This is a genomic window from Dokdonella sp. GW821-FHT11D02, assembly GCF_058808595.1.
In genome coordinates this window covers 755,290-769,257 of sequence record NZ_CM179520.1, presented here as the reverse complement: position 1 = coordinate 769,257, position 13,968 = coordinate 755,290, and the positions used below count along the sequence as shown (strand labels likewise).

Genomic DNA, 13,968 nt, shown 5'->3' with positions numbered 1-13,968 from the left:
CGCCGCCATATGCCTTTGCGGCATGCGCGTATGCGCAGTGCAGCGAGCGCGCGCGGCACGGAACCGTTATCGTACTCTGCTGTGCGGCGCGGCCCAGGCGGCGCTCGCCACCCGATCGCCACTCCGGATCCGCATGACCGCACTGAACCACCTGCAACGCCTCGAAGCGGAAAGCATCGACATCCTGCGCGAAGCCGTCGCCGAGGCCGAGCGGCCGGTCATGCTGTACTCGATCGGCAAGGACAGCGCGGTCATGCTGCACCTCGCGCGCAAGGCGTTCTTCCCTTCGCGTCCGCCGTTCCCGCTGCTGCACGTGGACACGACCTGGAAGTTCCGCGCGATGTACGAACTGCGCGAGCGCATGGCGCGTGAAGCGGGGATGGAACTTCTGGTCTACAAGAATCCCGAGGCCGAGCGTCTGGGCATCAATCCGTTCACGCACGGCTCGGCCACGCACACCGACGTGTGGAAGACGCAAGGCCTCAAGCAGGCGCTCGATCTGCACGGCTTCGATCTCGCCTTCGGCGGCGCGCGCCGCGACGAGGAGAAGTCACGCGCGAAGGAGCGCGTGTTCTCGTTCCGCACCGCGCAGCACCGCTGGGACCCGAAGAACCAGCGGCCCGAACTCTGGCGCCTGTACAACACGCGCCACGATCCGGGCGAAAGCATCCGCGTGTTCCCGCTGTCGAACTGGACCGAGCTGGACGTGTGGCAGTACATCCGCCAGGAAGACATCCCGATCGTGTCGCTGTACTTCGCCGCCGAACGGCCGGTGGTCGAACGCGACGGCGTTCTTTTGATGGTCGACGACGAGCGCTTCCCGCTGCACGACGGCGAAACGCCGGCGCTGCGCAGCGTGCGCTTCCGCACGCTCGGCTGCTATCCGCTTACCGGCGCGATCGAATCGCAGGCCGACACCCTGCCCAAGATCATCCAGGAGATGCTGCTCGCGCGCACCACCGAGCGCCAAGGCCGCGTCATCGACCGCGACAGCAGCGGCTCGATGGAGAAGAAGAAGACCGAAGGCTATTTCTGATGAGCGCGCACGACACTCTGATTGAGAGCGGCCTGATCGAGACCGACATCGAGCGCTATCTGGAGCTGCACCGCGAGCAGAGCCTGTTGCGCTTCATCACCTGCGGCAGCGTCGACGACGGCAAGAGCACCTTGATCGGACGCCTGCTGTACGAGTCGAAAGCGCTGCTCGACGATCAACTCGGCACGCTCGACGCCGACTCCAAGCGCTACGGCACGCAAGGCGATGCGCTCGACTTCGCCCTGCTGGTGGACGGACTTTCGGCCGAGCGTGAGCAAGGCATCACGATCGACGTCGCCTACCGCTTCTTCAGCACCGAGAAGCGCAAGTTCATCGTCGCCGACACGCCCGGCCACGAGCAGTACACGCGCAACATGGTCACCGGCGCCTCCGCCGCCGACCTCGCGGTGATCCTGGTCGACGCACGCCGAGGCCTACTGACGCAGACGCGCCGGCACACCTACCTCGCCTCCTTGGTCGGCATCCGCCGCGTCGTGCTGGCGGTGAACAAGCTCGACCTGGTCGACTGGTCGCACGGCGTGTTCGCCGGCATCGAGCGCGCCTACCGCGAATTCGCCGCGCGTCTGGGCATCGGCAACATCGTCGCGATTCCGCTGTCGGCGCTGCGCGGCGACAACATCGTCACGCCGAGCGCGAACACACCGTGGTATCGCGGCCCGAGCCTGTTGCAGCATCTCGAACAAGTCGAGATCGACACAGCGGCCGACGCAGGACCTTTGCGCCTGCCGGTGCAATGGGTGAACCGGCCCGATTCGAGTTTCCGCGGTTTCTGCGGACGCCTGCTCGGCGGCCGCGTGCGGCCCGGCGACGCCGTGCGCGTGCTGCCGTCGGGACGCCAATCGAGCGTGGCGCGCATCGTCGGTTTCGACGGCGATCGCAACGAGGCGGTCAGCGGCGAGTCGGTGACGCTGACCTTGAACGACGAGATCGACGTCAGCCGCGGCGATGTGATCTGCGCGGCCGACGATCCGGCCGGCCTGGCCGACCAGTTCGAAGCGCACATCGTCTGGATGAGCGAGCAACCCATGCTGCCGGGGCGTTCGTATCTGATCAAGCTCGGCGCCAGCACGGTCGGCGCCTCGATCGGACCGCCGAAGTACCAGGTCGAGGTGAACACGCTCGAACACCTCGCGGCGAAGACGCTGCAGCTGAACGAGACCGGCGTCTGCACGCTCACGCTCGATCGCGCGGTCGCGTTCGATCCGTATGCGCAGAATCGCGACATGGGCGGCTTCATCGTGATCGACCGCCTCGGCAACCAGACCGTCGGCGCCGGCATGCTGCGTTTCGCGCTGCGCCGTTCACAGAACATCCACTGGCAGGCGCTCGAAGTCGACAAGGCGGCGCGGCGGCGCCTGAACGGCCACGCACCCTGCGTGCTGTGGTTCACCGGACTTTCCGGCAGCGGCAAATCGACCGTCGCCAACCTGGTCGAGCGGCGCCTGCACGCGCTCGGCGCGCGCACCTATCTGCTCGACGGCGACAACATCCGCCACGGTCTCAGCAAGGACCTCGGCTTCACCGCCGCCGACCGCGTCGAGAACATCCGCCGCATCGGCGAGGTCGCGCGGCTGATGGTCGACGGCGGCATGATCGTGCTGACCGCGTTCATCTCGCCGTTCCGCTCCGAGCGCGAACTCGCGCGCGGCATGGTCGAGGCGGACGAGTTCGTCGAGATCTTCGTCGACACGCCGCTCGAGGTGGTCGAACGACGCGATCCCAAAGGCCTGTACAAGAAGGCGCGCCGCGGCGAGCTGAAGAACTTCACCGGCATCGACTCGCCCTACGAAGCGCCGCAGGCGCCCGAGCTGCACATCGACACCACGCGCACCGACCCGGAACAGGCGGCCGATGCGATCGTCGACTATCTCGTGCAGCGTGGGATGATTTCCGCGCTATCGCCGTAGCGGTTCATCCCAAAACCCGCCAAGCAGATCACGAAAATCCGCCCTTACGCGGAGGTTTTTCTCGGTGCCGGCGAGCGCATCGCACACGCGGATGCACACTTCGTCGATGCCGCGCGGTGAGACTCGCGGCGTATCATCGACGACTTGCACGCGCCGGTCCCTCCGCGCGGCCCACTCGACCTAGGACATTCGCATGACACTCGAAGGCAAACGCATCGCCGTCACCGGCGCATTCGGCGCACTCGGCGTCGCCGTGGTGCAAACGCTGCAAGAGGCCGGCGCACGCGTGGCCGCGATCGACCGCGCGCCGCAGCCGCGTGCCGGTGACGAACTCGGCGCCGCGCATTTGTTCGGCGGCGTCGATCTCGGCCAGACCGAAGCGGCGACGGCGACACTCGACGCGGCCGCAAAGGCGCTCGGCGGCCTCGACGCGCTGATCAACATCGCCGGCACCTTCCGTTGGGAGACGCTGGCCGACGGCAAGCTCGACACCTGGGACCTGCTCTACACCGTCAACCTGCGCAGCGCGGTGGCGGCGAGCAAGGCGGCGATCCCGCATCTGACCAAGAACACCAGCGGCCGCATCGTCAACATCGGCGCCAACGCGGCGGCGAAGGCCACGGCCGGCATGGGCGCCTACGCGGCGTCGAAGGCCGGCGTCGCGCGCCTGACCGAAGCGCTGGCGGATGAACTGAAGGATCGCAACGTCACCGTCAACGCGATCCTGCCGAGCATCATCGACACGCCGCCCAACCGCGCCGACATGCCGAAGGCGGATTTCGAGCGCTGGGTCAAACCGGCGCAACTGGCCGGCATCATCGTGTTCCTCTTGTCCGATCACGCCGACGCAATCACCGGCGCCTCGATTCCTGTGGTCGGACGCGTATAGAACTTCGCGCTCCGACGGGCTCCGCATCCGCGACGGCTCGCCGAGCACGGCATCGCGATCGAGCACATCGGCGGAGTGGTTCGCCTCGACGCCGGCGCTGCCGCGCCGAGGCGAAGCCCGCATCAACTCTTCAGCAGGTCGTGGAAGCGCTTGCGGAACTTGGCGATCTTCGGCGCGATGACGAGCTGGCAATACGGCTGCTCGCCGTTGAGCTTGAAGTATTCCTGGTGGTAGTTCTCGGCCTTGTAGAACATCTTGAACGGCTCGACCTGGGTGACGATCGCGCCGTTCCATTCATGGCTGTCGGCGGTTTCCTTGATTGCGCGTTCGATCGCCGCCTTTTGCGCGTCGTCGCGGTAGAACGCGATCGAACGGTACTGCGTGCCGACGTCGTTGCCCTGGCGATTCAGCGTGGTCGGATCGTGCACGGTGAAGAACGCGCGCAAGAGCGTGTCGCGGCTGACCACGCTCGGATCGAAGGTGATCTGCACGACCTCGGCATGGCCGGTGCGTCCGCTCGAGACCTGCTCGTAGTTCGGATGCGGCACGCTGCCGCCGGCATAGCCCGATTCGACCTTGCTGACGCCGCGGATTTCCGCGTAGACCGCCTCGACGCACCAGAAGCAGCCGCCGCCGAGGGTCAGGGTTTCGCTCGTCGGCGCGGCGGCGGGGGCGGGTTTCGCGCTGTCGTCGGCGGCGAAGGCCGCGCTGGTCAGCAGCAAGAGCAGCAGGGTCAGATAGCGCAACATCGACAATCTCCTGTCACGGCGTTGCGCTGAAAGACCGGGGCGCAGCGATTCCGCTTTCACCCCGATCGCCGCGCCCGGTGCGGCGCGGCGCGGCGAAAACTCTCACGCGCCGCGCACGCGCTTCGGCTTGGTGCCGACGTAAGCGGCGAGATGTTCGCCGGTCAGCGTCGAACGCGCGGCGATGAGATCGGCCGGCCGGCCTTCGAACACGACGCGGCCGCCCTCGTGGCCGGCGCCGGGGCCGAGATCGATGATCCAGTCGGCATGCGCCATCACCGCCTGGTGATGCTCGATGACGATGACCGACTTGCCGCCGTCGACCAGCCGGTCGAGCAGGCCGAGCAGCTGCTCGACGTCGGCGAGGTGCAGGCCGCTGGTCGGCTCGTCGAGCACGTAGACGCCGCCCTTCTCGCCGAGATGCGTGGCGAGCTTGAGGCGCTGACGCTCGCCGCCCGACAGCGTCGTCAGCGGCTGGCCGAGGCTGACGTAACCCAAGCCCACGTCGACCAGCCGTTCGAGCACGGCGTGCGCGGCCGGCGTGTGCGCCTTGCCGGCGCCGAAGAACGCCCTCGCCTCGTTCACCGGCAGCGCCAGCACTTCGCTGATGTCCTTGCCGCCGAATCGGTACTTCAACACGTCGGCCTGGTAGCGCTTGCCTTCGCAGTCTTCGCACACGCTGGTGACGCCGGCCATCACGCCGAGGTCGGTGTAGATCACGCCGGCGCCGTTGCAGGTCGGGCAGGCGCCTTCGGAGTTCGCGCTGAACAGCGCCGGCTTGACGCCGTTGGCTTTCGCGAACGCGTTGCGGATCGGATCGAGCAGGCCGGTGTAGGTGGCCGGATTGCTGCGGCGCGAGCCGCGAATCGCGCCCTGGTCGATCGCCACCACGCCCTCGCGCCCCGCGACCGAGCCGTGGATCAGCGAGCTCTTGCCCGAGCCGGCCACGCCGGTCACGACCACCAGCACGCCGAGCGGAATGTCGACGTCGACCTTGCGCAGATTGTGCGTGTCCGCGCCGCGCACCTTCAGCACACCGGACGGCTCGCGCACGGACGACTTCAGCGCGGCGCGATCGTCGAGATGGCGGCCGGTCAGCGTGCCGCTGGCGCGCAAGGCTTCGACGCTGCCTTCGAACACCACCTCGCCGCCACCGCTGCCGGCGCCAGGACCGAGATCGACCACGTGGTCGGCGATCGCGATCGCTTCCGGCTTGTGCTCGACCACCAGCACCGTATTGCCCTTGTCGCGCAAGCGCAGCAGCAGTTCGTTCATGCGCTGGATGTCGTGCGGATGCAGGCCGATGGTCGGCTCGTCGAACACGTAGGTGACGTCGGTGAGCGCGGAACCGAGATGGCGGATCATCTTGGTGCGCTGCGCCTCGCCGCCCGACAGCGTGCCCGCCGGCCGTTCCAGCGAGAGATAGCCGAGGCCGATCTCGACGAACGAATCGAGCGTGTGCAAGAGCTTGTCGAGCAGGGGCGCGACCGCGGGCTCGTCCAGGCCGCGCACCCATTCGGCCAGATCGCGGATTTCCATCGCGCAGGCGTCGGCGATGTTGATCTTCTTGATCTTGGAGGAACGCGCCGCCTCCGCCAGCCGCGTGCCGCCGCAGTCGGGACAGGTACTGAAGGTCACCACGCGCTCGACGAAGGCGCGGATGTGCGGCTGCATCGCATCGACGTCCTTGGCCAGGAACGACTTCTGGATGGTCGGAATCAGGCCCGCGTAGGTCAGATTGATGCCGTCGACCTTGATCTTGGTCGACTCCTTGTAGAGCAGGTCGTGCAGCTCCTTCTTGCTGAACTTGCCGATCGGCTTGTCCGCGTCGAAGTAGCCGCAGCCGCGGAAGATGCGGCCGTACCAGCCTTCCATGCTGTAGCCGGGAATCGTCAGCGCGCCCTGGTTGAGCGATTTGCTCGGGTCGTACAGCTGCGACAGGTCGAAATCGGTGACCGCGCCGCGGCCTTCGCAGCGCGGACACATGCCGCCGAGGCGGTTGAAAGTTTCCTTCACCGTCTTGGTCTTGGCGCCGCGCTCGATCGTGATCGCGCCGGCCGCCTTGACCGAGGGTACGTTGAAGGCGAACGCGCTGGGCGGGCCGATGTGCGGCTTGCCGAGCCGGCTGAACAGGATGCGCAGCATCGCGTTAGCGTCGGTGGCGGTGCCGACGGTCGAGCGCGGATCGGCGCCCATGCGTTCCTGATCGACGATGATCGCGGTGGTCAGCCCCTCGAGCACGTCGACCTCGGGTCGCGCCAAGGTCGGCATGAAGCCCTGCACGAAGGCGCTGTAGGTTTCGTTGATCAGCCGCTGCGACTCCGCCGCGATGGTGTCGAACACCAGCGAACTCTTGCCCGAGCCGGACACGCCGGTGAACACGGTCAGGCGCCGCTTGGGCAAGTCGACGCTGACGTCCTTGAGGTTGTTCTCGCGCGCGCCGACCACGCGAATCCGATCGTGGCCGTCGGCCGCGCGTTGCGCCGCCGCTGCGTCTTGCCGCTTGACCTTGCTCATCGCCTCTCCCGCTCCCCAATGCTTCAGCGCAGTTGCTGGATGCGCACCATATTGCCCGCCGGATCGCGCACGGCGCAGTCGCGCGCGCCCCAATTCTGCTCGATCGGCTCCTGCATGATCTCGGCGTTGTGCGCCTGCAGCCGCGCGAAGACGCCGTCGAGGTCGGCGGTGGCGAGCATGATGGAAGCGTAGCTGCCCTTGGCCATCATTTCGGCGATGGTGCGGCGCTCGTCGTCGGTGATGCCGGGCGTGGCTTCCGGCGGGTACAGAACGATCGAGGTGTGCGGCTGGCCGGGCGGGCCGACGGTGATCCAGCGCATTCCCTGGTAACCGACGTCCTTGCGCACCTCGAAGCCGAGCGTGTCGCGGTAGAAGGCCAACGCGGCGTCGGCGTCGTTGTGCGGCAGGAAACAGGCGTTGATGCTGAGGTTCATGGCGGTCGTTCTCGCGGTGGAAGAGGCCGTCATGCTAGGCGCCGGCGGCGGCCGGCGCTTCTCGATTCCTGATCGCTTGGGCCGCTAGGCCGCCGGCAGCGGCGCGTCGACGCCGCGCAGCTTGACGTCGTAGGGCGTCGACAGCGCGATGCCGGCTGCGCGCAGGCGCGCGAGCAGGTCGAACAACAGATCGCTGCGCACCGAACCCGATTGGCGCGGGCTGACGATATACGCCGTCGCGACGAAAAGAATATTGCCGCCCTGAATGCCTTCCAGCAGCACCGACGGCGATGGCTTCTCCAGCACACCCGGATGCGCGGTGATCGATTCCAGCAGCAGCTCGCGCACGCGGTCGGCGTCGGTGTCGATCGGCAGCGGCAGGCGGATCAGCACGCGCCCTTCGGCATTCGCCAAGGTCACGTTGCGCACGCTCTTGGTGATCAGCTCGGAGTTCGGCACGATCACGGTCGAGCGATCGGCCATCTGGATTTCGGTCGCGCGCACGTTGATGCGGCGGATGTCGCCTTCGGTCTCGCCGAGCACGACCCAATCACCGACCTTGACCGGCCGCTCGATCAGAAGGATCAGGCCGGACACGAAGTTCTGCACCACCGCCTGCAAACCGAAACCGATACCGACCGAGAGCGCACTGGCGACCCAGGCGATGCGCTCGACGCTGATGCCCATCGCCGACAGCGCGAAGGCGAACACGACCACGCCGCCGGCATAGCCGAGCAAGGTCGTGACCGAGCTGCGCATGCCGGCATCGATGCGCGTGGTCGGCAGGTATTTCTCGAGCAGCCAGCGCTGCAGCATGCGGATCGTCAGCAGGCCGAGCAGGAACACCAGCACCGCGCCGAATACGGCTGCGGGTGTGATCACGATCTGACCGATGCTCAAGCCGCCGCTCGCCTGTGCGCCGCGCGCGAACAAGGCGGCCGGTTCGGACCCGAAGCGGACCAACGCGACCAGGAGGGCGAACACGAACGCGACCACGCGGAACGCGCCGGAGAACACCACGCCGGCCTGCTCGAGCAGCCGCGGTTCCAGCCCGAGCGTCTTCTGCGCCCAGTTCGCGCGCGAGGACAAGGCGGTCGCGCAGATGTCCTCGATCAGATGCACGAGCAGATAGAACGTGCCTGCGACGATGCCGAACCAGATCATCTGCGTGGCGATCAGATACGCCAGGGCGACGTAGCCGATCAAGGCGGCGAGCACGGTCGCGGCGACGCCGAGCCACAGCGACGCGATCGCGAAACCGATCCAGACCGGACGCGGCGCCGGCTCCGCGCCCTCTTCGGCTTCGACCGCGCTCGCGCGCACCAGGATCGCGGCGATCAACCCCGCGTACAGCAGCGCCAGCACCAGACTGGCACAGATGGTGGCAGGCAGGCTGATGTTGACCAGGCGATTGAGCCGGACCAACACGATCGCGACCACGGCAACGGCGCCGAGCATGAGTGGGAAATGACGCAAGCGCTGCGCCAATGCGTCGGAGATCGGCGGCAACCGCCACGACGGTCGCGCCGCCGACAGCAGCGCGCGGCCGAGCCCGGCGACGAAGCTGCCGAAGAAGACCGCGTTGACCAGCGAGCTCACGAAGGCGTATTCGACCTCGCTGAAGGCGCCGTGCCAGTCCAGTCCGCTGACGATCGCCTGCGCGCCGAAACCGGTGAACAAGGTGGTGATCGCGACCACCGCGAACGCCAGCGCCGAACGGCGCAGACGGCCGTGCGGTACGCGATTGGCGGTGAGCTGCATCAGCCAGCGTTCCGCACGCCAGCGTCCGAATACGATCAAGAACAGGCCGAGCGCGAGGCCGCCGAGCGCGAACCAGCGGTTGTCCGGCGCGAAACTATCGCGCAGCGCGGTGGCAAGACCGGTGCCGAGTGCACCCACGCGCGCGGAATCCGGCGTGAAACTGCCGGCCAGTCCGCTCCAGAACGCTGGCGACAGCGGCGACGCCGTACGTTGCGCGAATTGCGCGCGGAAGCCTGCTCGACGTGCTTCGGCGATATCGCCGAGCAGCTGCTGGCTTTCCACCGCGAGCAAGTTCGCGCGCTTGATCTCGCCGTCGAGCGCCGCGCGCTGTTTCTCGATGTCGGTGCGCTGCGCGGCGATTTCCGGCGCTTCGGCGACGCCCTTCTCCGGCGCCGGCCCCAGTTCCTTGCTGCGCGCCTCCAGCGCGGCCAGCTTGGGCTCGCGCTCGGCCGCCAGCGCGTTGGCCTGGTCGCCGATCGCGCCAGCCTCGTCGCGCAGTTTGCTCAGGTCGGAATCTTCCAGCGCCGCCGGGTCGGTAGCGCCGGCGGCCAGCTGCTTGCGCATGTCGGCGATGCGCTGGCGCGCGTCGTCGAACAGCTTGGAGGTGTCGGGGCCCTGCGCGAAACACGGCGCGGCGGCGAACAGCAGCAGGACGAAAACGAGGAGACGGCGAATCGAAGGCATCCGCGCATGATCGAAGCGCAGCTGCGGGGCGTCAATCGAACGCGGCGCCGCGATTCGGCGCCGCTTCATCTAGGCCGTGGCTGGCTTTGGCCGCGCCACGGGGCTTTCCAGTGCCTCACACCGTGGTCGGATTGGGCTTGTCCGGATCGAGCTTCCACAGTTTGATCGCGCGCGCGACGTCTTCGGGGTTCATCTTGCCCTCGGCGGCGAGCGCGGCGATCGCCGCGTGCGCAACCCAGTAACGATCGACTTCGAAGAATGCGCGCAAGTTGGCGCGTGTGTCGCTGCGGCCGAAGCCGTCGGTGCCGAGCACGGTGTAGCGCTTGCCGTCCGGGATGAAGGCGCGGATCTGGTCGGCGTACTCGCGCACGTAGTCGGTCGCCGCGACGACGGGACCTGCGCGGTCTTCCAGGCAGGCGGTCACGTGCGCCTTGCGCGCGTTCTTCTCCATCGGATGCAGTCGGTTCCAGCGTTCGACGTCGAAGCCGTCGCGGCGCAGCTCGGTGAAGCTCGGGCAGGACCAGATGTCGCTGGCCACGCCGAATTCCTTCTCGAGCAGCTCCGCCGCCGCGATCACCTCGCGCAGGATCGTGCCGCAGCCGAGCAGCTGCACGACCGGAACCTTGCTCTTGTTCTTGCTCTTCCCCGAGTCCCCGTTCCCGATTCCCGATTCCCGGAACAAATACATGCCCTTGATGATGTCGGCCGCCGCGCCCGCCGGCATCTCCGGGTGCGCGTAGTTCTCGTTCATCACGGTGACGTAGTAGTAGACGTCCTCCTGCTCCTGCAGCATGCGGCGCGCGCCGTCCTGCACGATCACCGCGACCTCGTAGGAGAAGGTCGGATCGTAGGCGCGGCAGTTGGGGATGCTGCCGGCGAGCAGATGCGAGTGGCCGTCTTCGTGCTGCAGGCCTTCACCGTTGAGGGTGGTGCGGCCGGCGGTGCCGCCGACCAGAAAGCCGCGCGCGCGCATGTCGCCGGCGGCCCAGGCGAGGTCGCCGATGCGCTGGAAGCCGAACATCGAGTAGTAGATGTAGAACGGCAACATCGGCACGTCCGACACCGAGTAACTGCTCGCCGCCGCCATCCACGCGCTCATCGCGCCGGGCTCGCTGATGCCTTCCTGCAGCACCTGGCCCTTCTGGTCTTCGCGGTAGTACATCAGCTGGTCGGCGTCGACCGGCTTGTACTTCTGGCCGAACGGCGCGTAGATGCCGATCTGGCGGAACATGCCTTCCATGCCGAAGGTGCGCGCCTCGTCGGCGACGATCGGCACCACGCGCGGACCGGCCTGCTTGTCGCGCAGGAGCAGGTTGATGCCGCGCACGAACGCCATCGTGGTCGAGATCTCGCGATCGCCGCTGCTCTTGGTGATCTGCTCGAACGCGGAAAGATCGGGCACCGCGATCGACGAACTCTTGCTGCGCCGCTGCGGCAGGAAGCCGCCGAGCGCCTTGCGCCGCTCGAGCAGGTACTGCACTTCCGGCGAATCCTTGCCCGGGTGGTAGTACGGAATCTCGTCGACCTTGTCGTCGGCGACCGGGATGTTGAAGCGGTCGCGGAATGCGCGCACCGCCTCGTTGTCGAGCTTCTTCTGCTGGTGCGTGGGGTTCTGCGATTCACCCGCCGCGCCCATGCCGTAACCCTTGACCGTCTTGGCCAGGATCACGGTCGGCATGCCCTTGGTGTTGACCGCCTGGTGATAGGCCGCGTAGACCTTGTGCGGATCGTGGCCGCCGCGGTTGAGGCGCCAGATGTCGTCGTCGGACAGGTTCGCCACCAACTCGCGCGTCTCCGGCGTCTTGCCGAAGAAATGCTCGCGCGTGTAGGCGCCGCCGAAGGCCTTGCAGTTCTGGTACTCGCCGTCGACCGTGTCCATCATGATCTTGCGCAGCTTGCCGCTGGTGTCGCGCGCGAGCAGCGGGTCCCAGTAGCTGCCCCAGATCACCTTGATCACGTTCCAGCCGGCGCCGCGGAAGTTGCCTTCCAGCTCCTGGATGATCTTGCTGTTGCCGCGCACCGGACCGTCGAGGCGCTGCAGGTTGCAGTTGACCACAAAGATCAGGTTGTCCAAGCCCTCGCGCCCGGCCAGCGAGATCGCGCCCAGCGATTCGGGCTCGTCCGACTCGCCATCGCCCATGAAGCACCACACCTTGCGATCGCTCGGTGCGATCAGGCCGCGGTGCTCGAGGTACTTCATGAAGTGCGCCTGGTAGATCGCCTGCAGAGGGCCCAGGCCCATCGAGACGGTCGGCACCTGCCAGTACTCGGGCATCAGCCACGGATGCGGGTAGGAGCTGAGGCCCTTGCCGTGGCCGGCGACTTCCATGCGGAAGAAATCCAGCTGTTCCTCGCTGATGCGGCCTTCGAGGAACGAGCGCGCGTACACGCCGGGGCTGGAATGGCCCTGATGGAAGATCAGATCGCCCGGATGGTTCTCGTTGGGCGCGCGCCAGAAATGGTTGAAGCCGACGTCGTACAAGGTCGCCGAGGAGGCGAAGCTCGCGATGTGGCCGCCGAGGTCGCCCGGCTTGCGGTTCGCCCGCACCACCATCGCCATCGCGTTCCAGCGGATCAGCGAACGAATGCGCCATTCCATCGCCGCGTCGCCGGGCGTGCGCGCCTCCAGATGCGGCGGAATGGTGTTGACGTACTCGGTCGTCATGTCGAACGGCAGGTAGCCGCCGGCGCGGCGCGTCTCGTCGACCATGCGTTCGAGCAGGTAATGCGCGCGGTCGGTGCCGTCGGCATTGATGACGCCCTTCAGAGCGTCGGTCCATTCCTGCGTTTCGGCCGGATCGAGGTCCTGGTCGAGGATGTCGCTGAGCTGGTTCATGCGAATTCTCCGTGTGCGCTATCGCACTGCGGCGTGCGGGGTCGCTCCGGACGAAGCGAGTCGCGCGCGGGGTATGGTGAACCCCGAGTTTACCCAGACCCCGCCTCGCGCGCATGCGGCAAAGCCGCGTGCGCTGGCGTATGTGGGTGTGCGAGCGCTGCTGCGACGGCGGCCACCGGACCGCGTATCGCTGCGTCGGCCGGGTTGCCTGGAGAAGATCGCTGGCCGGAACGAGCCTTGCTCCGGCACTGTAGCGCACGCCATCAGACGACCTTGATCTCGCTTCACCGTCGAAGCAGCGGCGCGCGGTCGGCGCGACCGCCATCACGGCAAACCTCGCCGTAGCGATCATTGCCCCGCGGCGCCGGCGACTTCTCGGCGCCGCACGACGAAGCGCAGAAATTGCGGGTCACCTCGAAACACGATCGTACCGACGCGAACGATCGCCTCGACATCGCGTGGTGATGCGATGGCAGTAGCGCGGGCCGTTCGGCGTAACCCTAGTCATAGCCACTGGGAACACCGCGCCGCATGAACACGCATCGATTCTCGAACACACGTTACGCCGCGATCTCACGCGTCGTGTTGTCTGCCATCGTCGTGTGTTCGGTTACTGCAGCGTCGGCGCAGGCGCGTGATACGAACAAGGCCGGCGTCGGCGGCAACAACGAGCAGATCGTCATCGTCAAGGGATCGGTGGTGAACAGCGCCGACACCGGTGCGGCGGCGAGAGTGAATGTCGGTGCGCTGCGCAATGCGCGTGTCGCCGGCAACAACAAGCAGACCGTGGTCGTGACCGGCTCGATCGTCAACACGGCGAAAGGACGCGGTTCGAAAGCCGAAGTCAACATCGGCTCGGTTGGAACCGGCGGCGACTGAGCGCTGCGCAAGAGCGCTTCGACACCAGCAATGCATCACTGCAGCGGCCGCATCGTGGCGGCTGCGGAAGGGAGCGCGGCGACGCCGCGATTCCCGCCGGCGAACGGGCGATGAGCCGGTTCGACGACAGCTCGAAGAGGGAGCCGCGAAACGCGTCGAGGCTCCCGCGTCGCTTCACCGCGACGCCTGCGATCGGTGCCTGCGGGCCCGCTCGCAGCGACGGTTCCGATCCCCTTCGGAACCGCCGACTCGACCGAC

9 protein-coding genes are annotated in these 13,968 nt (G+C 67.2%); 4 read left to right on the top strand and 5 right to left on the bottom strand.

Annotated features, from left to right (window positions below):
* Nucleotides 1-133: 133 nt before the first annotated feature.
* From cysD to AC3QL3_RS03080, 3 genes are all read left to right on the top strand, one after another.
* Nucleotides 134-1,036 (top strand): sulfate adenylyltransferase subunit CysD, encoded by a 903-nt coding sequence (cysD, locus tag AC3QL3_RS03090; RefSeq protein WP_492896828.1) that lies wholly within the window; start codon nt 134-136, stop codon nt 1,034-1,036.
* A complete protein-coding gene (gene cysN / locus AC3QL3_RS03085) occupies nt 1,036-2,964 on the top strand; it encodes a sulfate adenylyltransferase subunit CysN (RefSeq protein ID WP_492896827.1) in 1,929 nt (642 codons plus the stop codon). The genes cysD and cysN overlap by 1 nt, the downstream gene beginning before the upstream one ends.
* A gap of 193 nt (nt 2,965-3,157) precedes the next feature.
* Nucleotides 3,158-3,853, top strand: coding sequence for an SDR family NAD(P)-dependent oxidoreductase (locus tag AC3QL3_RS03080; RefSeq protein ID WP_492896826.1), 696 nt, complete (start codon nt 3,158-3,160; stop codon nt 3,851-3,853).
* 122 nt (nt 3,854-3,975) lie between these two features.
* On the opposite strand, the gene msrA is transcribed toward AC3QL3_RS03080, so the two are convergent.
* The 5 genes from msrA to aceE form a co-directional block, all read right to left on the bottom strand.
* Complete coding sequence (msrA, locus tag AC3QL3_RS03075) at nt 3,976-4,602, bottom strand: peptide-methionine (S)-S-oxide reductase MsrA (protein ID WP_492896825.1); 627 nt, start codon at nt 4,600-4,602, stop codon at nt 3,976-3,978.
* A gap of 102 nt (nt 4,603-4,704) precedes the next feature.
* A complete protein-coding gene (locus AC3QL3_RS03070) occupies nt 4,705-7,116 on the bottom strand; it encodes an ATP-binding cassette domain-containing protein (RefSeq protein WP_492896824.1) in 2,412 nt (803 codons plus the stop codon).
* 23 nt (nt 7,117-7,139) lie between these two features.
* On the bottom strand, nt 7,140-7,550 hold the full coding sequence (locus AC3QL3_RS03065) for a VOC family protein (RefSeq protein WP_492896823.1): 411 nt from the start codon (nt 7,548-7,550) through the stop codon (nt 7,140-7,142).
* Nucleotides 7,551-7,634: 84 nt separating this feature from the next.
* Nucleotides 7,635-9,995, bottom strand: coding sequence for a DUF3772 domain-containing protein (locus AC3QL3_RS03060; RefSeq protein ID WP_492896822.1), 2,361 nt, complete (start codon nt 9,993-9,995; stop codon nt 7,635-7,637).
* Nucleotides 9,996-10,110: 115 nt separating this feature from the next.
* Nucleotides 10,111-12,831 carry a pyruvate dehydrogenase (acetyl-transferring), homodimeric type gene (gene aceE, locus AC3QL3_RS03055; RefSeq protein ID WP_492896821.1) on the bottom strand — a complete coding sequence of 907 codons (2,721 nt, stop codon included), beginning with the start codon at nt 12,829-12,831 and terminating at the stop codon, nt 10,111-10,113.
* 531 nt (nt 12,832-13,362) lie between these two features.
* Between aceE and AC3QL3_RS03050 the strand changes: the two genes are divergently transcribed.
* Complete coding sequence (locus AC3QL3_RS03050) at nt 13,363-13,710, top strand: hypothetical protein (RefSeq protein WP_492896820.1); 348 nt, start codon at nt 13,363-13,365, stop codon at nt 13,708-13,710.
* The last annotated feature ends 258 nt before the right edge of the window (nt 13,711-13,968 follow it).